The following is a 23732-nucleotide window of genomic DNA, read 5'->3' as shown; positions in this document are numbered from 1 at the left end:
GTGCGCCGGGAAGCCTGGTCGGCAGTTGGTGAAACTGCGACGGCGAGGGGCACACATGAGCGTTGGAGTCGAGCGGACCGCGATCGGGCCGACATTGATCGTCGCGATCGATCAGCATGAGGATCCGCCGCTGATTCCGGATCCCTGGGCTCAGCGAATTCTTCCGCGACCGTGGCGTATTCCCTTGATTCTCAGCAGGTTCGGTCCGATACGGCGGGCCATGGTGGCAGCCACCGAGCAGTCGGTACCCGGCGGCTGGGCCAGCCTGTTGTGCCGTAAGCGCTACATCGACGATCTGCTGCGTGAGGCCGCCGGGCGGGGCCTGGACGCCGTGGTGATCCTGGGAGCGGGCTACGACACCCGCGCATACCGCGTCGCGGAGCTGGCCGGAATGCGGATATGGGAGCTGGACCTGCCCGCGAACATCGCCGCCAAGACCCAGGCACTCCGGCGGTGTTTCGGGCGAATCCCGGCCAACGTCACGCTGTTGTCAGTCGACCTGGAAACAGATGATGTATTGGACCAGTTGTGTCGCAACGGTTTCGACAGCAACATGCGGACCTTCTTCGTGTGGGAATCGGTGACGATGTACCTGCCGGACGCGGTCGTGCGCCGCACCCTCGACAGCTTGAGCGGTTCACCCGTCGGGAGCTGCCTGGCATTCACCTTTTTCCGCAAAGACTTTGTTGATGGGAGCAACCTCTACGGCGCCGATCGAGCACATCAGAAGTTTGTGGCCGAACATGGGCTGTGGAAGTTCGGGGTGAATCCGGATGAACTCGGCAGGATCCTGGCTGAATACGGTTGGCGCCAGATCGAGCAACTCGGCCGGGCAGAGTACCGCGAGCGCTATCTGAGGCCGTCGGGCCGCGACCAACCGGTGTCCGAGATCGAACGCGCGGCGTTCGCTGAACGGGTGTCGTGAGCACTTGTCGAGGCGCTAGCCATCTTGCCGTCCGTGCGCCTGTCGCTCCTGCCGCTTGACTATGTATCGCAGCGACAGCAGAACGGCGGCCGGTACCGCCATGAGCGCGAGGACTTGCATAAGCTCGCTCATCGTTCACCCCGTGCGAAAGTCCCTATGCGGTAGTGGTTTTGCTTCACAACCACTATCTCTACTCGCCGTCCTCGGCATGCGCATCAATCCATACGTATTCTTAACGCCGGTCAGCGTTCGGCATACACCGCGCGTTCGATGGCGGAGGCGGTCATCGTGCGCCCGTTCGGCGTCAGGTAACGGGCTGTGTATTCCTCGGGGCCGACCTGCTCGCGCTCGTGCCAGCCGTATTCGGCGAGGAACGCCGAGACGCCTCGGGGGTCCATGCCGAACTTCCACAATCCCTGCTTGACGACGAAGTCGTCGTAGGCCTTCTTGGCGCCATACATCTGCCGCCCATCAAGGAAGTCTTGGCGTACGTATGTGAACCCGAGTGCACTACCCGGCGCGGCACCGGCGAGGTGCTCCATGGTGCTGCGGACGGCGGCCTCGGAGAGGTATTGAGTGACGGCCTCCCAGATATAGAACATCCGCTGCTTGTGAGTGAATCCCGCGTCGGCCAACCGGGTCGTCAGATCGCTCGTTTCGAAGTCCGTCGGCAGGAGCGTGACGTTGTGAGGAGTGCGGCCGAAACAGCGTTGGAGCGCCGAGGACTTGCGCGTGACATTGGCAGGCAGATCGACTTCGCATACGGGAATGTCCGCGAGCTGGGGTAACCGGTATGCGCGGGTGTCGTAGCCGGCGCCGAGGATCACCACCGCTTCGATGCCCCGCGGAATCGTCGCGAGGAGTTGATCATCGAGGTAGCGCTTGCGGCAGAGGAAACTGGCCCAGCCGCCACTGAACTTCTCCTCCGTCGCCCTCATCAAATATCGCCGGACAGCCGGCCATCGGGTGGCGCCCGCGGCGATGCGACCGCTCCAGGGAAGGAGGCGATGTGCCCACGGATCGTGAACCAGCGGCGCCGGTTCGTATTGGTCGGCCGCGACGACGACCATGGGGCCGAGCGCGGTCTGGGCGGCGGGGTTATTCACGTGCATTCTCCGAAGACTCGTTGTTCGACAACTGATTCCACCGTTCGAGCAGCGTGGGGATCGCGGCCATCAGAAAGGCATAGAAATCGCGCATCTGGGTGAGGCGCTGGTGTGCCGGACTCCGACTGTCGGTCGCCTCGATTCCGGCTTCGGCGGCGGCCTGCATCGCCGAGATCGTCTCGTTCTGGTTGGTGAACAAGATCGCCCACGCATTGTCGCGCAGCCGGAAATGGTCGCGCCTGCTTGCTGGCGCGGGCACCCGTTCGGCAAGCCCGACAGAGGTGAGCATCTTGAGCGCCCCGGAGATCGCGCCCGCGCTGGCTTCGAGGCTGTCGGCGAGGTCACTCATGGTGACGCTGGTCTGCTCGGTGAACAGCAGCGTGGCCAGCACCCGTGCTGTCATCCGCTGCATGCCGTGGCTGGTGAGGACCAGTCCGAGCCGTTCGGCTGCGAGCTGAAGATCCGGCGAGGTCGGCATCCCAATCCTTGTCCATCAAAACAACCTTCACAAATTACTGAAAGTTTAGTACAGTCCAGATCGGTGCTCCGGGAAGTCTGGTCGGAAACGGTATCCACCTGCGCGGAGCCGGTCGGTACACGACAGGCCGCGCCGACCGAAGGGCGACTGAGTTACCGATGCAAACCATCCCCGCGGCGATGTCCACTGCCGCCACCTTAGACGTCATCGACGTCCGGGGCCTGACGTTCACCTACCCGAAAGCGGCTGAACCCGCTGTGCGCGGTATGGATTTCACTGTCGGCCGCGGTGAGATCTTCGGCTTCCTGGGCCCGAGCGGTGCGGGCAAATCGACGACGCAGAAGTTGCTCATCGGCTTGTTGCGCGGACACGGTGGCCAGGCCACGGTGTGGGGTCGGAGCCCGCTGGAGTGGGGTCCGGACTACTACCAGCGCGTCGGTGTGTCGTTCGAGTTGCCCAACCACTATCACAAGCTCACCGGCCTGGAGAATCTCCGTTTCTTCGCCTCGCTGTACGCCGGTGAGACGGCCGAGCCCATGGAACTGCTCGATGCAGTCGGACTCGCCGATGCGGCGAATGTGCGAGTTGGCAAGTATTCCAAGGGAATGCAGATGCGTCTGACATTCGCGCGGTCGCTGATCAACAACCCCGAGTTGCTGTTCCTCGACGAGCCGACATCGGGTCTTGACCCGGTCAATGCGCGCAAGGTCAAAGACATCGTCTTGGACCTCAAGGCCCGCGGGCGCACGATATTCCTGACCACACATGACATGTCGACCGCCGACGAACTGTGCGACCGGGTCGCGTTCGTCGTCGACGGCCGCATCGTCGCGCTCGACAGTCCCAACGAACTGAAGATCGCCCGCAGCCAGCGTCGGGTTCGCGTACAGTACCGTGTGCCCGAGACCGGGCTCACCACAGCGGAATTCGAGATGGACGGGCTCGCCGACGATCCCGAGTTCCACAGGATTCTGCGTAATCACCACGTCGAAACCATTCACAGCCGGGAAGCCAGCCTTGATGACGTGTTCGTCGAGGTGACCGGACGGCGGCTGACATGACGAGACTGCTGAGTGCGGTTCGGCTGGAGGTGATGGTCCAGTACCGGCAGAAGTTCCTGCACGCGGGCTTCTTTTCCGGGCTCATGTGGCTGGCGGTGCTACTGCCGATGCCGCACAGCCTTCGTCCCGTGGCCGAACCCTATGTGTTGATCGGGGACATCGCGATCATCGGATTCTTCTTCATCGGGGGCTCGGTGTTCTTCGAGAAGCAGGAACGCACCCTCGGCGCAGTCATCTCGACCCCGCTCCGGTTCTGGGAGTACCTGACCGCCAAACTCGCCGTGCTGCTGGCGATCTCGCTGATCGTGGCAATCGGGGTGGTGATTATCTCCAGTGGTACCGCCTACCGTCCGGTGCCGATGGTGCTCGGCGTGGTGCTCGGCACGCTGTTGATGCTGATGGTCGGATTCATCAGCTCGTTGCCGTTCACGTCGGTCACCGACTGGTTCCTCTTCTCGGTCATCCCGCTCGCGGCCATGCTCATTCCGCCCATACTCCACCACTCCGGGCTGTGGCCGAATCCCGCGTTGCACGTGGTGCCGACGCAGGGCCCGATGTTGTTGCTGGGTGCGGCCTTCGGTCAGGTGACCCTCTCGGCTTGGCAAGTGGTCTATGCCGTCGGCTATCCCGTTCTGTGGCTTGCGGTCCTGTGGCGCGCCGCTCACGCGCTCTTCGTCCACTACGTGATCGAGAGGTCGGGTGTGCAGTGACGACATCCTCCGTGCCGGCGGCCGGCCGTGCGTTGGCAGCTTTCGGCCGCAACGATATTCGTGGAACCTACCGCGATCCGCTGTTGGTCATGCTGGTTCTCGCGCCGGTGATCTGGACCAGCGGCGTCGCGTTGCTCACGCCGATGTTCACCGACATGCTCGCGCAGCGCTACGACTTCGACCTGGTGCCGTACTACCCGCTGATACTCACCGCATTCCTGCTGCTGACCAGCATCATCATCCCCGGAGGTCTCGGCGCGTTCCTGGTGCTGGACGAGGTCGACGCAGGCACGATGACCGCGCTGCGGGTGACGCCGGTTCCGATGTCGACGTTCTTCGCATATCGCGCGGTCACAGTCATGGTGGTGACAACCGTCTAAGTGGTCGCCACGCTGTCGTTGAGCGGGATTCTGGCACCCGGGCTGGTCGGCGTCCTGATCCCGATCGGCATGCTCGCCGGATTGTCCGCGATCGTGACGCTGCTGGCGATCATTGCGGTCGCGAACAACAAGATCCAGGGCATCGCGATGGTGCGTGCGCTCGGCATGCTGATCGCCGGGTTGCCTTGCCTGCCATGGTTCATCGACTCGGCGTGGAACCTGGCCTTCGGTGTGCTGCCGCCCTACTGGGCGGCGAAGGCCTTCTGGGTCGCCAGTGCGGGCGGGGTGTGGTGGCCGTATCTGCTGGGTGGTGTGGTCTACAACGTGGCCATCGCGTGGCCGCTGTTTCGCCGGTTCCTCGCCAAGACCGAAACGTAGGTGCGGAACCTGGCCGACGATCAGCCGGCGTCAGTCCTGAACCATCCACGCACTGGCGCCGTGCTGGTCGAACCAGGCCTGCTCGGCCGGGCGGATCGTGGACAGCAGGCGGGCGTGCAGCGCAGCACCACGCTTGCTGAGATTCACCCGTACCTTGCGGCGATCGTCGGCGTCGACCTCGCGGAACACGAGGGCCCGGGCAACCAGCCGGTCCACCACGCGCGTCAGGGTCGGCGCCGCGGTCAGAGTCTGCGCCCGAAGCTCGGCCATCGTCAGACCGGGGGCGGTGCCAAGTGCCTCCAGGACCAGCCAGTCGTCCAGGGTGAGGTCCTCGTCGGCGAGGTGGCGCTCGATCACCGCGCCGATCATGCGTGCCAGACGCACGAGGTGGGTGCCCGTCGGGGGACCGTCGGGCGGGAGCACGTCCGTCACTGCCGGTCGACCTCCCAACTGACGATTGCCTCGCGCCGTTGACCCGAGGATACTTCCAAGTGGAATGATTCTAGCTGACCGTCTCGTCGACCCGGTAACGAGGAATGGAATGCGCGGGTGAACGTACGAGTGCGCACGGCGGCCCGCGACGCCGAATGGCGGCTGGCGATGGTGGTGCCGCTACAGGGACCGGCCGGGCTGTTCGGGCCGTCCTGTGAGGCGGTCGCCGACCTGGTGGCCCACGACCTCAACGCCGCAGGCGGCGTGCTGGGCCGCGAAGTGCACATCGAGGTGGTCGACGGCGGTGCGCACCCGGCCGCGGTCGCGGCCGACGTGAAGCGGCTGATCGACCAAGATCGCATCGACGCCGTCAGCGGTTGGCACATCTCGTCGGTGCGGAACGCGTTGGCGCCCGTGGTGGCGGGTCGGGTGCCGTACTCGTACCCCGCGCTGTACGAGGGTGGGGAGCGGCGCCGCGGCATCTACTGTTGCGGTGAGACGCCCGACCAGCAGATCGCGCCCGCACTGCGATGGCTGCGCGACAACCTCGGCATCAAGAAATGGTTCGTGGTCGGCGACGACTACGTATGGCCGCGCACGTCGCTGGCCGAGGTGCGCCGCTACGTCCGGGAACTGTCGCTCGACCTCGTCGGTGGTTCGTTCGTCGCACTCGGTCACGGCGACATCGACCGGCTCGTCGACAAGGCCGCCCAGTCGCGCTGCGAGGCCGTGCTCATGCTGCTCGTCGGCCAGGATGCAGTCGAGTTCAACAGGTCGTTCGCGCGGCGCGGGCTGCACGAGAACCTGCTGCGATTCAGCCCGCTCATGGACGAGAACATGCTGATCGCGAGTGGTCACGAGGCAACGCAGGGTCTGTTCGTCGCGGCGTCATACTTCCGCTCGATGATCGGCCGGAACTCGATGGAACTGCTCGACCGATATCTCACGGTGAACGGATCCAATGCGCCCGCGCTGGGTAATGCGGCCGAATCCTGTTATGAGGGAGCGCATTTCCTCGCGCAGATGATCCACCGGTCCGGCGACTACCGCGACATCGAGGCCGTCGCCGACGGCGCTGCCTATGACAGCCCGCGCGGCACTGTCGAGTTCATGAAACGCCGCACCCGCCAACCGGTCCACCTCGCCGTCGCGTCCGGTGTCGACTTCGAGATCGTCACGACGCTGCCGTCCGACCTGTGTGACTGACCCTGATACCTGTTGACAGTGTGGCGCCAGTCACTTACTTTCATTTGAGTCTATTCCATTTGGAAGTAATGGAGGTGCCCCGATGGGCAACGTCGGTCTCCTTTACGTCGGTGCGGTGCTCTTCGTCAACGGACTGATGCTGTTGAACGTCGTGCCGGCGCGCTCGGCGGCGGTGCTCAATCTGTTCGTCGGTGCGCTGCAATGCGTACTGCCCACCATCATGCTCGTCATGGCTGACGGCGATGCCGCCGCGACGCTGGCAGCCTCGGGCCTCTACCTGTTCGGGTTCACCTATCTCTACGTCGGCATCGTCAACCTCGCAGGTCTGGAACCCGAAGGCATCGGCTGGTTTTCGCTGTTCGTGGCGGGCGGCGCCATCGTCTACGCCGTCCTGTCCTTCACCGTCGTCGACGACCCGGTGTTCGGCGTCATCTGGCTGAGCTGGGCCGTGCTGTGGCTGCTGTTCTTCCTCGTGCTCGGGCTGGGCCGCGAACAGCTCACCCGGTTCACCGGCTGGGCGGTGGTGCTGCTGAGCCAGCCGACCTGCACCCTGCCCGCATTCCTGATGCTCAGCGGCAACTACCGGACAACGCCTGGCGTCGCCGCGATCTGGGCAATCGGGCTCGCGTCGTTGTTGGTCGCCGCAAGGCTGCTCAGTTCGCCGCGCTCGCACCGAACCCGCACTACCGCAAGTCAACCCGTCTACAGCTGAATCACCGTAAACCCCTTCCAGAAAAGGAATCATCATGAGGCACGGAGACATCTCCTCGAGCAACGACACCGTCGGCGTAGCCGTCGTCAACTACAAGATGCCCCGGCTGCACACCAAGGCCGAGGTGCTCGACAACGCCCGCAAGATCGCCGACATGCTGATCGGCATGAAATCCGGCCTGCCCGGTATGGATCTCGTTGTGTTCCCGGAGTATTCGACGCAGGGGATCATGTACGACGAGCAGGAGATGTACGACACGGCCGCGACGATTCCCGGCGATGAGACCGCGATCTTCTCGGCCGCCTGCCGCGAAGCCGGCACGTGGGGCGTCTTCTCGATCACCGGCGAGCGCCACGAGGACCACCCGAACAAGCCGCCCTACAACACGCTCGTGCTGATCGACGACAAGGGTGACATCGTGCAGAAGTACCGCAAGATCCTGCCGTGGTGCCCGATCGAGGGCTGGTACCCGGGCGACACCACCTACGTCACCGACGGCCCCAAGGGGCTCAAGATCTCGCTGATCATCTGCGATGACGGGAACTACCCCGAGATCTGGCGCGACTGCGCGATGAAAGGCGCCGAGCTCATCGTGCGGTGCCAGGGCTACATGTACCCCGCCAAGGACCAACAGGTGCTGATGGCGAAAGCCATGGCGTGGGCCAACAATTGCTATGTGGCCGTGGCCAATGCGGCCGGCTTCGACGGCGTGTACTCCTACTTCGGCCATTCGTCGATCATCGGATTCGACGGGCGCACGCTCGGCGAGACCGGCGAGGAGGAGTACGGCATCCAGTACGCCCAGCTGTCGCTTGCCGCGATCCGTGATGCGCGCGAAAACGACCAGTCACAGAACCATCTGTTCAAGCTGCTGCACCGGGGTTACTCGGGCGTGCATGCGGCCGGTGACGGCGACAAGGGCGTCGCCGACTGCCCGTTCGAGTTCTACAAGCTGTGGGTGACCGACGCGCAGAAGGCGCAGGAGCGCGTCGAGTCGATCACCAGGAGCACCGTCGGGGTGGCCGACTGCCGGGTCGGATCGCTCCCGGTCGAGCAGACCATCGAAGCCTGAGAGGCGACGCGTTGCCGTTTCTCACCGATATGTACCACGACCAGAACCGCAACTCGGCCAAGGTCGCGGACCCGCCCGCCGCTGCTCCCACGGGAGGCTTTGATCCCGAAGCACTTTCACGGCGGTTGAACGCGGCGATCCTCGGGCAACAAGCCGCCGTCGAGGCGGTGGTCCGTGCGGTTTCGATCGCCCACATCGGTGTGGCCGATCCCGGTCGGCCCCTGTCCAGCGTGCTGCTGGTGGGGCCGACCGGCGTCGGGAAAACCGAGCTGGTCCGCCAGGTCGCGGCGGCGCTGCGCACCGGGCCCGACGACCTGTGCCGCATCGACATGAGCGCGCTGGCTCAGGAGCATTACGCCGCATCCTTCTCGGGCGCGCCGCCGGGCTACGCCGGGAGCAAGGAATCCTTCACGCTGTTCGAGAAGGCCAAGATCGAGGGCGGGCCGTACATGCCGGGCGTCGTGCTGTTCGACGAGGTCGAGAAGGCCGATGCGACCGTGCTCCGGGCACTGTTGCATGTGCTGGACACCGGGGAACTGCGGCTCGCCAACGGCCAGCAGAAGATCTCGTTCCGCAACAGCTACATCTTCCTGACGTCCAACCTGGGATCGCTGGAAGTCGCTGCGGCACAACGGTCCCGGCGTAAGAAGTGGTGGCCCCAGCGCAGGCCGGCGCATCGCACCATGGTGCGCGAGGCGGTCGAGTCGTTCTTCGATCCGGAATTCTTCAACCGCATCGACGAGACCGTCGTGTTCGACGCGTTCGACGACGACACGGCAGAGCAGGTGGCCCGCAAGGAAATCGGCGACCTCGTCACGAGGCTCAAGAGCCGCGGGATCGAGCTTGACGTCGATGACAGCGTCGTCGAACTGGTGCGGGGCCGTGGATTCGACCCGGTATACGGGGCGCGAGGGCTGCGCCGGACGATCCGGCACGAGCTCACCGAACCGGTCGCACGCGCGGTGCTGACGGGACAGTCGTCGTTGCGGGCACGTGTCCAGGACGGCGAGTTGACGGTCACCTAACCAGCGCGAGCAGTCCCCCGCAAGCGGGAGGTACCCCCAACGCAGATACCCAGGTAACGCCATTACCGGGTACGTACGCGTCTGCCCGCGCGGGAAATTGCGCCCAACGGACATCAGCCGAGCGGCTCGGTCGGGGCGTGTGCGGTGCGGACCGCACCGATGCTGGCGGCCGTCACGAGTACGACACCCAGATAGCCGAGCACGCCGATCTGTTGACCGAGCACGACGAGGCCGGCCAGCGCGGCGACCACCGGTGACAGACAGGTCAGCACGGCGAAAACCGCAGGCGCAAGGCGTCGAAGCGAGATCAGCTCCAACGAATAGGGAATCACCGACGACATCAATCCGACTGCCACCGCCACGCCGAGCACATGCCAGTACAGTACGTCGGCGACGTCGACCGAGGCGACGGCAAACGGCGCGACGACGAGTGCGCCCGCGGCGGTGGCGATCGCGAGCCCGTCGAGCCGACGGAACTCGGCCGCGGTGCGTGCCGATGCCAGAATGTAGCCGGCCCAGGCGATTCCGGCGGCGGCAGCGAAGGCGAACCCCGCCGGGTCGAAATGCCCACCGCCCTCGCGCGGCCAGCCCAACAGGGCGACCCCGGCCAAGGCGAGCACGGCCCACAGCCACGCCACCCGGCGTGTGCTCGTGACGACCGAAAGGGCCAGCGGTCCAAGGGCTTCGATGGTTACCGCGATACCGAGCGGAATACGCGCGATCGCGAAATAGAAGCAGAAGTTCATCACGGCGAGCGCGGCCGCCAACGCACCTGCCGAACCCCAGGCGCGTCGCGTCAGGCCGCGCACCGACGGGCGCGCCGCGGTGCACAGCACGACGCCTGCGACGGCGAACCGGGCGAACAACGCGCCCACGGTCCCGACCGCGGCGAACAAGCCAACGGCAAGCGCCGCGCCGACCTCTTGGCTTATCGCGGCGACCACGACCAACAGTGCGGCGCCGACCGGGGCGCGCGTGGTCACACCGTCACCGGAAGCCTTGCCCCTGTTGCCAGTTCGGCGTATCCCCGCTGCAGGCGCAGAGCCGTCTCGCGGCTGAGCTCCGGATCGCGCGCCACGATCCGGTAGCCCAGGTAGTCCTCCATCGCCATCAGCGTCATCGCGATATCGCGAGCGGGGGAGCCCAGCCGGAACACGCCGCTCTGCGCACCTGATTCGAGAATCCGCGTGTAGAGCTTCACCTGCCGGTGATAGATGTGCTGGACGTCGCGGCGCTGGTCGAGTTCGAAGCCCGCCGCGAGCACCGCGCGCCAGATGGCCCGCCACTCGGCGTCCTCCGGTCCGGTCGGCAGGCCCGCGGCGATGGTCAGCGCGAGTTGTTCACGGACGTCCTCGGTGCGGTCGACGACGGCGAGGCGCTCGTCGTAGAAGCGGGTGTCGGAACGCTGCGCGAGCTCCGAGAGCAGTTGATCCATCTCCTTGAAGTAGTAGCGCACCGCGTTGGCGGTCAATCCGAGCTCGGCGGCAACGTCGGCGATGCGCAGCGTGGCGAGGTCGTGACGTTCGATCAGCGCGATCGCGGCGTCGAGGATCTCCTCGCGTCGCTCTGCCTGTCTGTTTGGCCGTCCCACGCCTCCATAGTTACCGATTTCACGGTTCCTCTTGCGCATGGCTCCCGTCACGCGCATTATTTTCCAAACGTGAAAAAAACTCGATGTGAACGTTCGGAGACTTATGCGAGCCCGTGACCTCGGCGTTGTTGTCGGTGAACACCCCACCGGCCCCTACAACGCGATCACCGACGTGGCCGGCGTACGCGTCGGGCACACCACGATCCAGCAGGCGCCTGCCGTGAACACCGGGGTGACCGTCGTCGTCCCGCATTCCGGCATCTGGACCGAACCGGTGTTCGCCGGGGCGCACCGCCTCAACGGCAGCGGTGAGATGACAGGCCTCGAATGGGTGCGCGAATCCGGCGAGCTCACGTCGGCCATCGGACTCACGAACACCCACAGTGTCGGGGTCGTGCGCGACGCGCTCGTCGACGCCCAGGTGCAAGCCCGCGGTGAAGGGCTGTATTGGTCGCTGCCGGTCGTCGGGGAGACCTACGACGGCCTGCTCAACGACATCAACGGCCACCACGTCCGCGCCGAGCACGTCCGCGCGGCGCTGGACTCCGCGACCGACGGCCCGGTCGCCGAAGGCAACGTCGGCGGCGGCACCGGGATGATCTGCCACGGCTTCAAGGGCGGCATCGGCACGGCATCGCGTGTCACCGACACCGCCGCCGGCCGCTACACCGTCGGGGTGTTGGTTCAGGCCAACCACGGACGCCGAGAACGCCTGCGGGTCAACGGAGTTCCGGTGGGGGAGCTCGTCGGGACCGACCAGGTGCCGACGCCCGAGATGCCGCGCGCCTACGAGCCGGGGTCCGGCTCGATCATCGTCATCGTGGCCACCGACGCGCCGTTGCTGCCGCACCAGTGCACGCGGCTGGCTCAGCGGTCGGCGTTGGCGGTCGGTGCGCTCGGCGGCACCGGCGAACAGTACAGCGGCGACTTGATGCTGGCCTTCTCGACCGCCAACCGGGGCATCCCGCCGTACGCGTGGGACGAGAACACCGAGACCGAACGCCCCGAGATTCCGGTGCGGATGGTCGCCCCGCAGCTCATGACTCGGCTGTTCGATCTCGTCATCGAGGCCACCGAGGAAGCCATCGTCAACGTGCTCGTCGCCGCCGAGACCCTCACCGGACGCGACGGTCGCACCGCACATGCACTCGACCACAACCTGTTCCGCCGGGCCATGCAGCACTGGGAGGGCTGAAATGACAAATCAATCCGTTACCGACAACGGCAGCCGCCTGCACGGACGGCTCGGCCCGATCGGAGTCGTGTTCATGGTGGTCGCCGCGGCGGCCCCGCTGACCGTGATCGGCGGCAACATGCCACTGGCCATGGGGCTGGGCAACGGCGCAGGCGCACCCGTCGGCTTCCTGATCGCCGCGCTCGTCCTGCTGGTGTTCAGCATCGGGTTCGTCGCGATGACGCCGTACGTGCCCGAGGCCGGTGCGTTCTTCTCCTACGTGACACTCGGACTCGGCCGGCGCATGGGCAGCGGTATCGCCGCGGTCGCGCTCATCGCCTATACCGCGATCCAGGTGGGGATCTACGGCTACATCGGCTGGGCCATCGACGACACCGTGCGGTTCTACGGCGGCCCGCAGATACCTTGGCCCGTCTACTCATTCGTGATTCTCGCCATCGTCGCACTGCTGGGCTACCGCCACATCGAACTGAGCGCCAAGGTGCTCGGGGTCGCCCTGGTGTTGGAGATCGGCATCGTGGTGCTGCTCGATCTCGTGATCGTCGCCGATCCGGGTCCGCAGGGGCTGAGCCTCGCGTCGTTCTCGCCGGGCGTCTTCACCGACGGCGTACTCGGCATCGCGGTGCTGTTCGCGCTGACCGGGTTCATCGGATTCGAGGCGACCGCGGTGTTCCGCGACGAGGCGCGCGACCCCGAGCGCACCATCCCGCGGGCGACCTACGCCGCGGTGCTCATCATCGGCGGCTTCTACGCGTTGACCTGCTGGGCGTTCGTCGTCGCGATCGGGCCGGACCAGGTCACCGAGGTCGCGCAGCGCACGCTCGACGGCGAGGCCAACATGCTGCTCGACACCACCGACGACAACCTGGGCCGCATCGGCCGCGACGTGGTCAACGTGCTGCTGCTGACGAGTCTGTTCGCATGCGTGCTGTCATTCCACAACGTGATCGCCCGCTACCAGTTCGCCCTGGCCCGAAAAGGATTGCTGCCCAACAAGTTGGCCGTGGTGCACGACCAACACGGTTCGCCCGCGCTGTCGTCGGTGGTGCAGACCGTGACCGCAGCGGTGATCGTCGGAATCCTCGCAGTCCTCGGCATCGACCCGCTCGTCGGGGTGTTCGGGTCGATGGCGGGCGTGGCGACGGTCGGCATGGTCGTGCTGATGCTCACGACGTCGGTGGCCGTGCTCGTCTACTTCGCCCGAAACAGCGAGCATGCCCGCGGACGGGTCTGGCAGACCCGCATCGCCCCGGTGCTCGCGTGCCTCGGCCTGCTGGCCAGCCTGTGGCTCGTTTTGACGAACTTCACTCTGGTGACCGGCGGTTCGGCCACGCTGAGCGCGATCCTGGCGGCCGTGCCGTTCGTGGGACTCCTTGTGGGCGTTGCCATTCGCCCGCCCGGGAAGACCGATCCGGTCAGCACGGCCGGGGAGTGACGGCGGCTACCGGGCGCGCAGTTGCTCGACGAAGGTGCGGGTGTCGTCCCACGTCGGCAACAGGCCGGCGTCCCGCACCTCGTCGAGTGTCGGGGCATTGGCGTCGCGTTCGGACAGGACCAGTTCGTGATCGTCGGGCCAGTCGATGCCGAGCTCGGTGGCCCGGATCGTGTGCTCACGTTGCGGCGCATATGGCGTCGAGCACAGGTACATGACCGTCGAATCGTTTTCGAGCGCAAGGAAAGCGTGACCCAGACCCTCGGAGAGGTAGATCGACCGGCGGTCGCGGTCGTCGAGCAGCACCGAATCCCACTGCCCGAAAGTCGGTGAGCCGACCCGGATGTCGACCACGACGTCGAACACCGCGCCACGTAGGCAGGTGACGTACTTGGCCTGGCTCGGCGGCAGCTCGGAGAAATGGACGCCGCGCAGCACCCCGGCCGCCGAGACCGAACAATTGGCTTGCCGCATGTCGAAGCGGTGGCCGGCGAATGCGTGAAAGCCGCTGTCGGTGAACCATTCGAAGAAGAGGCCACGCGAATCGCCGTGCAATTTCGGCGTGATCTCCCAGGCGCCGGGGATCTTCAGTTCGCGTGCGGTCACTGCCCGCGCTCCCGATAGTTCGCTTCGACGGCGTCTTTCAAAGGGCCCCACCAGGATTCGTTGTCGCGATACCAGTCGATGGTGGCGCGCAACCCCTCGTCGAAGTCGGTGTGCTTGGGCGCCCAGCCGAGCTCGTCGTGCAGCGTCGACGGATCGATCGCGTATCGCAGGTCATGGCCGGCGCGGTCGGGCACATGGTCGAAGTCGTCGGGGTCGCGGTCCATCAGCCGTAGCAGCGTGCGCATGACGGTCAGGTTGTCGCGCTCGCACTCGGCGCCGATCAGGTAGGTCTGGCCGATCCGGCCGTCGGCCAAGATCCGCCACACCGCGCTGTTGTGATCGTCGACGTGGATCCAATCCCGCACGTTGGCGCCGGTGCCGTAAAGCTTGGGCCGCCTGCCGGTCAGCACATTGGTGATCTGGCGGGGGATGAACTTCTCGACATGCTGATAGGGGCCATAGTTGTTGGAGCAGTTCGAGATCGTCGCGCGCACACCGTAGGAGCGCACCCACGCCCGGACGAGCAGATCGGCGGCGGCCTTCGTCGACGAGTACGGGCTCGACGGGTTGTAGGGCGTGGTCTCGGTGAACCGCGCCGGATCGTCGAGTTCGAGATCGCCGTACACCTCGTCGGTCGACACGTGATGTAGCCGCACGCCGTGCCGGCGGACGGCCTCGAGCACCGTGAACGTGCCGATCACATTGGCTCGCAGGAACGGCTCCGGGTCGGCCAGCGCGTTGTCGACGTGGGTTTCGGCGGCGAAATGTACGACGGCGTCGGCCTCGCGCACCAGATCACCGACGAGCTTCGCGTCGGTGATGTCGCCCTGCACGAGCTGGATCCGGTCGGCGACCGGCGCGAGAGCCTCGCGGCTGCCGGCATACGTGAGGGCGTCGAGCACCGTCACCGACGTTGTCAGCGCCTCGTGGAGCGCGAGGTGCACGAAGTTCGCGCCGATGAACCCCGCGCCGCCGGTGACGAGCAACCGCATGCGTCAACCCTAACGGGCGGGAGTTTCCGGACGGTCACCCCGCGCGAGCGACCGCATAATGCCGGTGTTTGACGGCGTGTCGGTGTACAAACACGGTCGCTCGCGGTGTGGGGTTAGTCCTCTCCCAGGTCCTCGTTCAGGCCGAGGGGGCCGGCGAGCTCGGTGAGCGTGGGGATCAGCTTGTCCCAACCGCCGAGCACCTGGATCGTCACGTGATCGGCGCCTGCCGCGATGTGCTGGCGCAGCCGTGCGGCGATATCGCCCGCCGTTCCGTGCGCGACGACCGCGTCGATCAACTTGTCGCTGCCGGGCTTGGCGATGTCTTTCTCGGTGAACCCGAGCCGCTTGAAGTTGTTGAGGTAGTTGCTCAGGTTGAGGTAGAAGTCGACCGTCTCGCGGCCGATCTTGCGCGCCTCGGCCGAATCGGTGGTCAGCACCACCTTGTGCTCGGGCGCCAGGAACACCGTCTCGCCGAGCACGTCGCGCGCGTGCTCGGTGTGCTCGGGTGTGGTCAGGTAGGGATGGGCACCGGCGCTGCGGCGTGCCGACAGCTTGAGCACCTTGTCGCCGAGCGCCGCGAGCACCAGGCGACTCGTCGGCACCTTGGCGGCGTCGAGCACGTCGAGGTATTCGACGAGGGCGTCGTAGGGCTTGCGGTACTCGTCGGTGTGCTCGGGGTGGCCGACGCCGACCCCCAGCAGGAACCGCCCGGGATGCGCGGCCTCGATGCGGTGGAAGGACTCCGCCACCTGGTTGGCGTCGGCCGTCCAGATGTTGACGATGCCGGTGGCCACCTGCAGGTTCTCGGTGTTGTCGAGGATCGGCTCGACGGATGCGAGATCGGCCGCGGGGGATCCGCCGATCCACACGGCGCCGTAGCCGAGCTTCTCGATCTCGGCGGCCTGCTCGGGCTTGACCGCGCCGAGCGTCCACACGCCGTAGCGGCCGAGATCAGGTTTGAGTGAAAGTGCTTCGGTCACAAAGTCGTCCTTGTCCTCAGGCCAGGCCCAGCGGTCCGGCGAGTTCAGCCAGTGCCGGCACCAGTTTCTCCGGTGAGGTCAGCACCTGCACGGGTACGTGGTCGGCGCCGGCGTCCAGATGCTCCTTGAGGCGCGCGGCGACGGCTTCAACGGTGCCATACGCGACGACGGCGTCGATGAACCGGTCGCTGCCGGGCTTGGCCAGATCCTCGTCGGTGAACCCGAGCCGCTTGAAGTTGTTGAGGTAGTTGGTCAGCCCGAGGTAGATGTCGAGCGCCTTGCGGCCGACGGTGCGCGCCTTGTCCGCGTCGGTGGTGAGGACCGCCTTGTGCTCGGGCGCGAGAAACGCGTCGGGCCCGAGCACCTCGCGGGCCTGGGCGGTGTGTTCGGGCGTCGTGAGGTACGGGTGCGCGCCCGCCGAGCGCTCGGCCGACAGCTGCAACACCTTCGGTCCGAGGGCGGCCACCACGCGACGGTGCTTGGGGACGCCGTACTCGTCGAGTTTGTTCAGGTAGTCGGTGAGCGCGTCGAGTGGCTTGCGGTATTCGCCGATGGCTTCGCGGTGCCCGACACCGATACCGAGCAGGAAGCGCCCGGGATAGGCCGACTCGATGCGATGAAACGACTCCGAGACGGGGCCGGCGTCCGCCGTCCAGATGTTGACGATGCCGGTGGCGACCTGCAGCGTCGTGGTGGCCTCCAGGATCGGCTCCACCCACTCCAGCTCGGCGGGCGGCGAGCCACCGACCCAGACCGCGCCGTAGCCGAGCGCCTCGATGTCCTTGGCTTGCGCGGGCGTCACACCGCGACCGAACGAGCCGTACTTGCCGAGATCAGGTTTTGTGGGCTGAGCTGTGGTCTGCGTCATGGTTCGGTCAACCCGGCACCCCGGCGTGGCTATTCCGGACGAATCACGCCGATTCTGAGCACGGAGGTTGTGTCGCAGTCCTGCGATATCGTTGATATCAGGAGGCTTGGATATGGCTGATGTGCTGATCAGGGGATTGTCCGACGCGGCAGTTGCCCGCATCGATGCTGCGGCGGCCGAACAGGGATTGTCCCGCCAGGAGTACCTGCGGCGTCGATTCGAAGCCGAGCGCGCCGAGTCCCTGCCGCACGGCAGGATCACCGTCGATGACATGCGCCGCGCCGCTGCGGCGGCTGCAGACCTCGACGACCCCGACGTCATGCGTGATGCGTGGCGATGACAGTCTGGCTCATCGACAAATCTGCCTACACCCGCTTGGCGGTGTCGCCGGATGCGGACCTCTGGATCGATCGCATCGAACGTGGACTGGTGCGGCTCAGCACCGTCACCCGGCTGGAAATCGGCTACTCGTTCCGCACGGCAGCCCAAGCCCGACATGAAGTGGTGTCTCCGCCACTGTCTCTCATGCCGGTGGAGTACCTCACGCCTGCAGCCGAGGATCGCGCCGTCGAGATGCAACTGCTGCTGGCGGACCGAGGGCAGCATCGCGCACCGTCGATCCCCGATCTACTCGTGGCGTCAACCGCGGAGATCGCCGGCCTCACAGTTCTCGCAATCGACAAGGACTACGACCTCATCGCCGAGATCTCCGGACAGCCGATCGAACAATTGCGGATGTGACTTCGCCACGATTGGGCGCCTGCTGCGCCCTGCGCGATAATTCTCCGCGAGCGAAATAAACGGATCGCGCGAGGAGACGACTCATCAGACGGAAGGCCCGGTAGGTGCTGGCTGTATTGCAGGCCTTCGCCGTCATCGCGATCGTCATCGTCGTCGGAATCATCGTGGGGCGCTACGACGTCCTCGGCGAGAACGCGAGAATGGTGCTCAACCGCGCGGCGTTCCACATCGGCGTCCCGGCATTGATGCTGATCGGCCTCGCCGATGCTCAACTGTCCCAAGTGTTTTCGCTGTTGTTGTTGGCGTCGGCCGTCGCCGCGATGGCGGTGTACGTGTTGTATTTCGGGATCGCCAAGCTGATGCGCCGCCCGCGCGGCGAGACCGTCATCGGCTCGATGCTGGCGTCCTACGTCAACGCGGGCAATCTCGGTATCCCGGTCAGCGCCTACGTGCTGGGCAGCACCACCGAGGTATCGGCGATCATCCTGTTCCAGATCCTGGTCCTGGCGCCCATCAGCCTCGGGCTGCTCGACGCCGAGAACTCCCGGCACAAGCCGGTCGCCAAACGCGTGCTGAGCCTGTTCACCAACCCGATCATCGCGGCGAGCGCCGTCGGGCTGATCCTGGCCGAGACCGATGTCGACCTGCCGCAGGTCTTGCGCGATCCGCTCGAACTGCTCGCCGCGCTGGCCGTGCCGACCGTGCTGCTCGCGTTCGGTATATCCCTGAGTGCGCGCACGCGCGGCGACGGGCACCCGCACCGCGGCGAGCTCGCGCTTGCGATCGCGTTCAAGATCTTGCTGATGCCCGCGGTTGCGTACGGCGTGGCTTGGGCGCTCGGCGCCGACCATCACCAGCTCGAGATCGCCACCGTGCTGGCCGCGCTGCCGTCGGCGCAGAACATCAACACCTACGCCGCCTTGTACAAGCGCGGGGAAACGCTTGCCCGGGACGCGACACTGATCAGCACGATCCTGGCCGTCCCCGTGATCGTGGCCGTCGTCGCGCTGACGGAGTGACTACTCGGCGGATTCGACGGCCGCCGAAAGGGGTGCGGGAGCCTGCAACGGCAGCAGCACGACGAAGCGGGTGTTGCCCGGTTCGGAGTGCACCCGCAGGTCGCCGTTGTGCTTCTCGACGACGATGCGCCAGGCCAGGTCGAGGCCGAGCCCGGTGCCCTCACCGAACGGTTTGGTGGTGAAGAACGGGGTGAAGATCCGGCCGATGATTTCCTCGGGGATGCCCGGGCCGTCGTCGCAGATCTCGACGCGGATCATCTCGTCGTTCTCGCGGGCGGTACGGATGGTCAGCGTGCCGTGCCCGTCCATCGCCTGGATGGCGTTGTCGATGATGTTGGTCCACACCTGGTTGAGATCGCCCGGATAGCACTGCAATTCGGGCAACGACTTGTCCATGTCCTTGACGAGGGTGATCGGCTGATCCTTGCCGATCTTGCCGCCGAACATCATGAGCGTGCTGCGCAGCAGTTCGTGGACGTCGGCGCTCTGGTAGGAGCCCCGGTCCATCTGCGAGTACTGCTTGGCGCCGGCCAGCAGCGCCGAGATGCGCTTGCTCGCCTCGGCGATCTCGTTCATCCGCAATTCGGTGTCGATCGTGTACTTGAGCCACCCGATCGCGCCCTGCAGCGACGCCGACGCGTCGACATCGTCGACCGACGCCTCGATGCGCTCGAGCCAGTCGATGTCGAGGCCCGCCTCGACGAACGTCGGCGCGTAGTCCCACGCACTCGAGATGCCGTGATCCTCGAGCCAGTCGCCGATCTGGTCCTCGCGGTCGGAGGTCTCCAGCGCGGTGAGCTCGAGCCCCTTGCTCTTGGCGACCTGCTCGGCCACCTCGTCCTGGATGGTGACCAGCACGCGCAGCGCTTCCGGGGTGAACTTGCCGTCGGCGAGCATCGCGAGCTTGTGGCGCATCTTGCCGACGCCTTCGCGGAGGTCGGCGACGGCACGCGCGGTGGCCGCGGCCGGATTGTTCAGCTGGTGGGTCAGCCCCGCCGTGATGGTGCCGAGGGCCAGCAGCTTCTCGCGCTGACCGATGATCTGGCTCTGCCGACGCCCGCCGACCTTGTGCCCTTCGAGCAGGTGCACGGCCATCGGAAACTGCGACTGCATGAACGCCGCGAACGCGTTGGCGTCGAGCACGAACACCCGCGAGGGCTGCGTCAGTCGTACCGACGCCTCGTAGATGTGTTCCTCACCGGGAATGTAGGCCGACCAGGCGCCGAAGTAGACGCCGCGCTGGGAGGTCCGGTTCGTCTGGAGGTCGACGCCGCCCGACCGCTTCGACATGATGAGCTCGCCTTCGAGCATCACGTAGAAGCATGTGGCCGGGTCGCCCTCGGTGACGATCGGGCCTGCCGGGAAGGTCTCGATGCTGCCGGCCTCGCACAGGGTGTCGAGTTGCTCGTCGGAGAGATGCTCGAACAGGAACAGCGTCCGTAGTTCGTCGCGAACACACACTTCGCTCATATCCGTCGTCTACTCCTCATGCTTCGTCGGCGGGGCCGACCTCATGCCTCGGCCAGGTAGCGGTGCACCAGCATCACCGCCATCGACCCTTCGCCGACCGCGGCCGCCACCCGCTTCGCGGATTCGGCGCGCACGTCTCCTGCAACAAACACACCGGGCACACTTGTTTCCAGGTGATGCGGCGGACGTTCCAGGGTCCAGCCGCACACGTCCCGCAGATCGGGTCCGGCCAGGATGAAACCGTGGTCGTCGCGGGCCACGACACCTTCGAGCCAGTCGGTGCGCGGCGTCGCCCCGATGAAGCAGCACAGCCGGCTCGACCGCACCTCTTCCTGCTCGCCGGTGCGCTTGTTCTGCAGGACCAGGCCGACCAGGTGGTCGTCCTCACCGATCGCCTTGACCACCTCGGTGCAGGTCAGGACCCGGATCTTCGGGTTCTGCTCGATCTGCTGGATCAGGTAGTAGGACATCGACGCTTCCAGCGACGGGCCGCGGACCACCATCGTCACCGAGTTGGCCTCGCGGGCCATGAACATCGCGGCCTGGCCCGCCGAGTTGGCGCCGCCGACGATGAACACGTCCTCGTCCTTGCATTCCGACGCGTCGGACACCGAGGCGCCGTAGTAGACGCCGCGGCCGACGTAGTTGACCGGATTGTCGGGATCGTCCCAGCATCCCGGTACGGGAAGCTGGCGGTAGTCGACGCCCGTCGCCAGGATCACCGCCCGCGCACCGATGGTGTCGCCGTCGGCGAACGTGATGGTGCGGGCCGCGCCCGCGACGTCGAGTTGGGTGGCCTCACGAGTGGTGATGACCTCGGCGCCGAAGCGTTCGGCTTGCCTGCGGGCCGACGTCGCGAGCTCGGCGCCCGAGACGCCGGTGGGGAAGCCCAGGTAGTTCTCGATGCGGGAACTGCGGCTGGCCTGCCCGCCCGTCGTGGTGCCCTCGATGAGCACGGTCTTGAGCCCCTCGGACGCGCCGTACACCGCCGCGGCCAGGCCGGCCGGGCCGCCGCCGATGACGGCGAGGTCATACATCGTCAGCGACGGGCTCGTGGACAGGCCCAGCATGTCGGCGAGCTCGCCGTCGGTGGGCTCGACGAGCGTGGTGCCGCCTTCGGTGATCACGACCGGCAGCTGCAGGCCGTCGAGGCCCGCCGCCTCCAGAAGCTGGCGCCCCTTGGGCTCGTCGGCCGTGAACGCGCGGTACGTGTGCTGGTTGCGGGCCAGGAACTGGCGCACCTCCCACGATCGCGGGCTCCACTGGTGACCGATCACCTTGGTGTACGGAATCGCGCGGTCCCCGACGGCGTGCCAGGCCTCCAGCAGGCCGTCGATCACCGGGTAGAGCTTCTCCTCCGGCGGATCCCACGGCTTGAGCAGGTAATGGTCGAGGTCGACGACGTTGATGGCCGCGATCGCCGCAGTGGTGTCGGCGTAAGCCGTCAACAGCACGCGGCGGGCCATCGGGTACAGATCCATCGCGGCTTCGAGGAACTCGATGCCGCTCATCTGCGGCATCCGGTAGTCGGCGACGAACACCGCAACGGTGTCACCGCGCAGCTTGAGTTCGTTGAGCGTTTCCAGGGCGTCCGGACCCGACTCCGCACGCACGACGCGGTACCGCTCGCCGTAGTGGCGGCGTAGGTCACGAGCCACGGCACGGGACACGGCGGGATCGTCGTCGACGCTGAGAATTACGGGTTTGCGGGGCTGGGGAGCGGGTCCAGTCATATCGCCACTAATTATGCGCTCCCCAGCCAGCGATTTTCTTGGTCAGGCCGCTACTCGACGTGCGACAGCGATCCATTGCCGTCCGGCGCGACCGGCGGCACCGGAGCTTCGGACCGGTTGAGCAACGCGGCCACGTCGATGCCCGACGACTTGAGTGATTCGAGGATCTTGGCCACCGCGAGCGGGCTGACGCCGAGCAGGCCGCCGACCGCGTCCTGGGTGTCGCTCGAGCCGCCGATGATCGAGAGCCGTTCGATCTCGCCGAGCGGCGTCGCGGCCGCCTCGGTCGCCTTGACCACCGACTGCAGGACGTCCGGCAGCATCAGCAGCCGTGCCGCATCCGCGGTGTAGCTGTTGAGGGCGGCCGCGATCTCCTTCTTGCCGTTCGCCTCGGCGAGCAGCTTGGCCTCGATACCGGCCGCCTCGGCCTGCTGTTCGACGCGCAACGCGTCCGCGAGTTCCTTCTTGCCCGCGGCCTCCGCGACCAGCTTGGCCTGGAGGCTGTCGGCCTCGGCCTGCTTCTCGACCCGCAGCGCGTCGGCGGCGGCCTTGCGGGCGTCGGCCTCGGCCTGACCCTTGCGCCGCTCGGTCTCCGCCGCGGCCTCGGCCGCCAGGATCGAGGACTGGCGCTGGCCTTCGGCGATCGCGATGTCGGCCTGTCGTTTCGCCTCGGCGGGCGCGATCACGTCGGCCTGCAGGGCGGCCTGTGCCTGCTCGGCGCGCCGCTGCTCGACCTCGATGCGGGCCTGCACGCGGGCCGCCTCGGCCTGCTCGATCGCGATGCCGACGTCCTTCTGGGCGCGCGCGTTGGCGAGCGGCCCGGCCTGATCGGCCTGTGCGTTCTCGGCCTCGGTCTGTGCGCGCAACCGCGCGAGCTCGACGTCGCGTTTCTGGTTGGCCGTCGCGATCGCGGTGTCCGCCTCGGCCTGCGCGATCGAACCTTCCTGGCGGGCCTTGGCCGACTGGATCTGTGCGTCGCGCTCGGCCTCGGCGGTGCCGACCGTCGCGTCGCGCTTGACCTCGGCGATTCTGCGCTGGCCCAGGGACTTGAGGTAGTCGTTGGCGTCCGAGATGCCGGCGATCTTGAGAACGTCGACCTCCATGCCGATGCGTGCGAGGTCACCACCGGCCTCCTCGACAACGCTGCGGGCCAACGTGTCGCGGTTGGAGTTGAGGTCCTCGACCGTCATCGTCGCGGTGATACCGCGCAGGCTGCCGGCCAGGATCTCGTTGATCTGGCGCTGCAACTCGTTCAGGTCGGAGGTCAGGAAGCGCTGCACCGCGGTCTGCACGGCTTCGTCGGCCGATCCGATGCGGACCAGGCCGACGGCTTCGACGTTGACCGGCACACCGTTGTTCGACAGTGCGTTCTGCAGGTTGATGCTGACGTTGAACGGTTCGAGGCTCATGATGTCGACGCGCTCGATGCCGGGCATCCGGAACCGCGCGCCGCCGCGCACGACCTTCGGTTGGCCGCGGCCGGTGAACACCGCGACCTCGTTGGGCGGGACCTTGATGTAGTTCTTGACGTAGACCATGGGCAGCACCACCAGGATCAAGATCGCGGCGATAGCGGCCAGTACGACGATGAGCAGCAGGGACACGGTGATGGCCTTTCTA

General features: G+C 66.4%; 24 protein-coding genes and 1 pseudogene. 13 read left to right on the top strand and 12 right to left on the bottom strand.

Annotated elements, in window-relative coordinates; all coding sequences use genetic code 11:
• Positions 1–55: 55 nt before the first annotated feature.
• Positions 56–925, top strand: a complete 870-nt coding sequence (locus ACOI2T_RS29060) for an SAM-dependent methyltransferase (protein ID WP_409502051.1) — start codon at positions 56–58, stop codon at positions 923–925.
• A gap of 242 nt (positions 926–1167) precedes the next feature.
• On the opposite strand, the gene ACOI2T_RS29055 is transcribed toward ACOI2T_RS29060, so the two are convergent.
• Together ACOI2T_RS29055 and ACOI2T_RS29050 are read right to left on the bottom strand one after the other, a co-directional pair.
• The gene (locus ACOI2T_RS29055; protein WP_409502050.1) at positions 1168–2037 is read right to left on the bottom strand and encodes an SAM-dependent methyltransferase; all 870 of its coding nucleotides are present in this window, start codon (positions 2035–2037) and stop codon (positions 1168–1170) included.
• Entirely contained in the window at positions 2024–2509 is a 486-nt protein-coding gene (locus ACOI2T_RS29050; RefSeq protein ID WP_409502049.1) for a GbsR/MarR family transcriptional regulator, read from the bottom strand. The genes ACOI2T_RS29055 and ACOI2T_RS29050 overlap by 14 nt, the downstream gene beginning before the upstream one ends.
• 158 nt (positions 2510–2667) lie before the next feature.
• Between ACOI2T_RS29050 and ACOI2T_RS29045 the strand changes: the two genes are divergently transcribed.
• From ACOI2T_RS29045 to ACOI2T_RS29035, 3 genes and pseudogenes are all read left to right on the top strand, one after another.
• Positions 2668–3570 carry an ABC transporter ATP-binding protein gene (locus tag ACOI2T_RS29045; protein WP_409502048.1) on the top strand — a complete coding sequence of 301 codons (903 nt, stop codon included), beginning with the start codon at positions 2668–2670 and terminating at the stop codon, positions 3568–3570.
• Entirely contained in the window at positions 3567–4280 is a 714-nt protein-coding gene (locus tag ACOI2T_RS29040) for a fluoroquinolone export ABC transporter permease subunit (RefSeq protein ID WP_409502047.1), read from the top strand. The genes ACOI2T_RS29045 and ACOI2T_RS29040 overlap by 4 nt, the downstream gene beginning before the upstream one ends.
• Positions 4277–5038: pseudogene (locus ACOI2T_RS29035) on the top strand (ABC transporter permease). The gene ACOI2T_RS29040 and the pseudogene ACOI2T_RS29035 overlap by 4 nt, the downstream one beginning before the upstream one ends.
• 30 nt (positions 5039–5068) lie before the next feature.
• On the opposite strand, the gene ACOI2T_RS29030 reads toward ACOI2T_RS29035, so the two are convergent.
• On the bottom strand, positions 5069–5470 hold the full coding sequence (locus tag ACOI2T_RS29030) for a MarR family winged helix-turn-helix transcriptional regulator (RefSeq protein ID WP_067842347.1): 402 nt from the start codon (positions 5468–5470) through the stop codon (positions 5069–5071).
• A 168-nt stretch (positions 5471–5638) separates the two neighbouring features.
• Here ACOI2T_RS29030 and ACOI2T_RS29025 point away from each other — a divergent pair, with 168 nt between their 5' ends.
• The 4 genes from ACOI2T_RS29025 to ACOI2T_RS29010 all read left to right on the top strand — a co-directional run bounded on the left by ACOI2T_RS29025 (position 5639) and on the right by ACOI2T_RS29010 (position 9485).
• On the top strand, positions 5639–6676 hold the full coding sequence (locus tag ACOI2T_RS29025; protein ID WP_085147298.1) for a substrate-binding domain-containing protein: 1038 nt from the start codon (positions 5639–5641) through the stop codon (positions 6674–6676).
• Between the two features lie 82 nt (positions 6677–6758).
• Entirely contained in the window at positions 6759–7388 is a 630-nt protein-coding gene (locus ACOI2T_RS29020; protein ID WP_409502046.1) for an AmiS/UreI family transporter, read from the top strand.
• Between the two features lie 34 nt (positions 7389–7422).
• On the top strand, positions 7423–8460 hold the full coding sequence (locus ACOI2T_RS29015; protein ID WP_067842353.1) for an aliphatic amidase: 1038 nt from the start codon (positions 7423–7425) through the stop codon (positions 8458–8460).
• 11 nt (positions 8461–8471) lie between these two features.
• Positions 8472–9485, top strand: a complete 1014-nt coding sequence (locus ACOI2T_RS29010; protein ID WP_409502045.1) for an AAA family ATPase — start codon at positions 8472–8474, stop codon at positions 9483–9485.
• A gap of 113 nt (positions 9486–9598) precedes the next feature.
• On the opposite strand, the gene ACOI2T_RS29005 is transcribed toward ACOI2T_RS29010, so the two are convergent.
• Positions 9599–10468 (bottom strand): EamA family transporter, encoded by an 870-nt coding sequence (locus ACOI2T_RS29005; RefSeq protein ID WP_409502044.1) that lies wholly within the window; start codon positions 10466–10468, stop codon positions 9599–9601.
• Positions 10465–11133 carry a TetR/AcrR family transcriptional regulator gene (locus ACOI2T_RS29000; RefSeq protein ID WP_409502043.1) on the bottom strand — a complete coding sequence of 223 codons (669 nt, stop codon included), beginning with the start codon at positions 11131–11133 and terminating at the stop codon, positions 10465–10467. Before ACOI2T_RS29000 ends, ACOI2T_RS29005 begins: the two co-directional genes overlap by 4 nt.
• Positions 11134–11179: 46 nt before the next feature.
• On the opposite strand from ACOI2T_RS29000, the gene ACOI2T_RS28995 reads away from it, so the two are divergent.
• Positions 11180–12271 (top strand): DmpA family aminopeptidase, encoded by a 1092-nt coding sequence (locus ACOI2T_RS28995; RefSeq protein ID WP_409502042.1) that lies wholly within the window; start codon positions 11180–11182, stop codon positions 12269–12271.
• 1 nt (position 12272) lies between these two features.
• Positions 12273–13706 (top strand): APC family permease, encoded by a 1434-nt coding sequence (locus tag ACOI2T_RS28990; protein ID WP_409502041.1) that lies wholly within the window; start codon positions 12273–12275, stop codon positions 13704–13706.
• Positions 13707–13712: 6 nt separating this feature from the next.
• Here the strand turns inward: ACOI2T_RS28990 and ACOI2T_RS28985 are convergent, their stop codons facing one another.
• The 4 genes from ACOI2T_RS28985 to ACOI2T_RS28970 all read right to left on the bottom strand — a co-directional run bounded on the left by ACOI2T_RS28985 (position 13713) and on the right by ACOI2T_RS28970 (position 17149).
• Complete coding sequence (locus tag ACOI2T_RS28985) at positions 13713–14309, bottom strand: dTDP-4-dehydrorhamnose 3,5-epimerase family protein (RefSeq protein ID WP_409502040.1); 597 nt, start codon at positions 14307–14309, stop codon at positions 13713–13715.
• Entirely contained in the window at positions 14306–15301 is a 996-nt protein-coding gene (gene rfbB / locus ACOI2T_RS28980; protein ID WP_067842408.1) for a dTDP-glucose 4,6-dehydratase, read from the bottom strand. The genes ACOI2T_RS28985 and rfbB overlap by 4 nt, the downstream gene beginning before the upstream one ends.
• A gap of 113 nt (positions 15302–15414) precedes the next feature.
• Positions 15415–16281 carry an LLM class F420-dependent oxidoreductase gene (locus ACOI2T_RS28975; protein WP_409502039.1) on the bottom strand — a complete coding sequence of 289 codons (867 nt, stop codon included), beginning with the start codon at positions 16279–16281 and terminating at the stop codon, positions 15415–15417.
• 16 nt (positions 16282–16297) lie between these two features.
• Entirely contained in the window at positions 16298–17149 is an 852-nt protein-coding gene (locus ACOI2T_RS28970; RefSeq protein ID WP_067842414.1) for an LLM class F420-dependent oxidoreductase, read from the bottom strand.
• A gap of 112 nt (positions 17150–17261) precedes the next feature.
• Between ACOI2T_RS28970 and vapB the strand changes: the two genes are divergently transcribed.
• The 3 genes from vapB to ACOI2T_RS28955 all read left to right on the top strand — a co-directional run bounded on the left by vapB (position 17262) and on the right by ACOI2T_RS28955 (position 18909).
• The gene (vapB, locus tag ACOI2T_RS28965) at positions 17262–17489 is read left to right on the top strand and encodes a type II toxin-antitoxin system VapB family antitoxin (protein WP_067842417.1); all 228 of its coding nucleotides are present in this window, start codon (positions 17262–17264) and stop codon (positions 17487–17489) included.
• Positions 17486–17890, top strand: coding sequence for a PIN domain nuclease (locus ACOI2T_RS28960; RefSeq protein WP_234790670.1), 405 nt, complete (start codon positions 17486–17488; stop codon positions 17888–17890). Before vapB ends, ACOI2T_RS28960 begins: the two co-directional genes overlap by 4 nt.
• A gap of 104 nt (positions 17891–17994) precedes the next feature.
• Positions 17995–18909 carry an AEC family transporter gene (locus ACOI2T_RS28955; RefSeq protein ID WP_409502038.1) on the top strand — a complete coding sequence of 305 codons (915 nt, stop codon included), beginning with the start codon at positions 17995–17997 and terminating at the stop codon, positions 18907–18909.
• Here ACOI2T_RS28955 and ACOI2T_RS28950 read toward each other — a convergent pair whose 3' ends face one another.
• Genes ACOI2T_RS28950 through ACOI2T_RS28940 form a run of 3 tightly spaced genes read right to left on the bottom strand, consistent with a single transcriptional unit; the run spans position 18910 to position 23716 of the window.
• Positions 18910–20379, bottom strand: coding sequence for an ATP-binding protein (locus tag ACOI2T_RS28950; RefSeq protein ID WP_409502037.1), 1470 nt, complete (start codon positions 20377–20379; stop codon positions 18910–18912).
• 41 nt (positions 20380–20420) lie between these two features.
• Entirely contained in the window at positions 20421–22112 is a 1692-nt protein-coding gene (locus tag ACOI2T_RS28945) for an NAD(P)/FAD-dependent oxidoreductase (RefSeq protein ID WP_409502036.1), read from the bottom strand.
• A gap of 50 nt (positions 22113–22162) precedes the next feature.
• Positions 22163–23716: a flotillin family protein gene (locus tag ACOI2T_RS28940; protein WP_067842433.1), complete on the bottom strand. Its 1554-nt coding sequence runs from the start codon at positions 23714–23716 to the stop codon at positions 22163–22165.
• Positions 23717–23732 lie beyond the last annotated feature (16 nt).

The organism is Mycolicibacterium wolinskyi str. Jessa 2025 (genome assembly GCF_049241375.1).
Taxonomy (GTDB): Bacteria; Actinomycetota; Actinomycetes; order Mycobacteriales; family Mycobacteriaceae; genus Mycobacterium; species Mycobacterium wolinskyi.
Note: the sequence above shows the minus strand (reverse complement) of the source record. Positions and strands in the feature narration are given on the sequence as shown.

Coding starts and splice junctions, on each gene's coding strand:
- ACOI2T_RS29060 (WP_409502051.1), top strand. CDS start 56: ATGAGCGTTGGAGTCGAGCGGACCGCGATCGGGCCGACATTGATCGTC.
- ACOI2T_RS29055 (WP_409502050.1), bottom strand. CDS start 2,037: ATGCACGTGAATAACCCCGCCGCCCAGACCGCGCTCGGCCCCATGGTC.
- ACOI2T_RS29050 (WP_409502049.1), bottom strand. CDS start 2,509: ATGCCGACCTCGCCGGATCTTCAGCTCGCAGCCGAACGGCTCGGACTG.
- ACOI2T_RS29045 (WP_409502048.1), top strand. CDS start 2,668: ATGCAAACCATCCCCGCGGCGATGTCCACTGCCGCCACCTTAGACGTC.
- ACOI2T_RS29040 (WP_409502047.1), top strand. CDS start 3,567: ATGACGAGACTGCTGAGTGCGGTTCGGCTGGAGGTGATGGTCCAGTAC.
- ACOI2T_RS29025 (WP_085147298.1), top strand. CDS start 5,639: ATGGTGGTGCCGCTACAGGGACCGGCCGGGCTGTTCGGGCCGTCCTGT.
- ACOI2T_RS29020 (WP_409502046.1), top strand. CDS start 6,759: ATGGGCAACGTCGGTCTCCTTTACGTCGGTGCGGTGCTCTTCGTCAAC.
- ACOI2T_RS29015 (WP_067842353.1), top strand. CDS start 7,423: ATGAGGCACGGAGACATCTCCTCGAGCAACGACACCGTCGGCGTAGCC.
- ACOI2T_RS29000 (WP_409502043.1), bottom strand. CDS start 11,133: ATGCGCGTGACGGGAGCCATGCGCAAGAGGAACCGTGAAATCGGTAAC.
- ACOI2T_RS28995 (WP_409502042.1), top strand. CDS start 11,180: ATGCGAGCCCGTGACCTCGGCGTTGTTGTCGGTGAACACCCCACCGGC.
- ACOI2T_RS28990 (WP_409502041.1), top strand. CDS start 12,273: ATGACAAATCAATCCGTTACCGACAACGGCAGCCGCCTGCACGGACGG.
- rfbB (WP_067842408.1), bottom strand. CDS start 15,301: ATGCGGTTGCTCGTCACCGGCGGCGCGGGGTTCATCGGCGCGAACTTC.
- ACOI2T_RS28970 (WP_067842414.1), bottom strand. CDS start 17,149: ATGACGCAGACCACAGCTCAGCCCACAAAACCTGATCTCGGCAAGTAC.
- vapB (WP_067842417.1), top strand. CDS start 17,262: ATGGCTGATGTGCTGATCAGGGGATTGTCCGACGCGGCAGTTGCCCGC.
- ACOI2T_RS28960 (WP_234790670.1), top strand. CDS start 17,486: ATGACAGTCTGGCTCATCGACAAATCTGCCTACACCCGCTTGGCGGTG.
- ACOI2T_RS28950 (WP_409502037.1), bottom strand. CDS start 20,379: ATGAGCGAAGTGTGTGTTCGCGACGAACTACGGACGCTGTTCCTGTTC.
- ACOI2T_RS28945 (WP_409502036.1), bottom strand. CDS start 22,112: ATGACTGGACCCGCTCCCCAGCCCCGCAAACCCGTAATTCTCAGCGTC.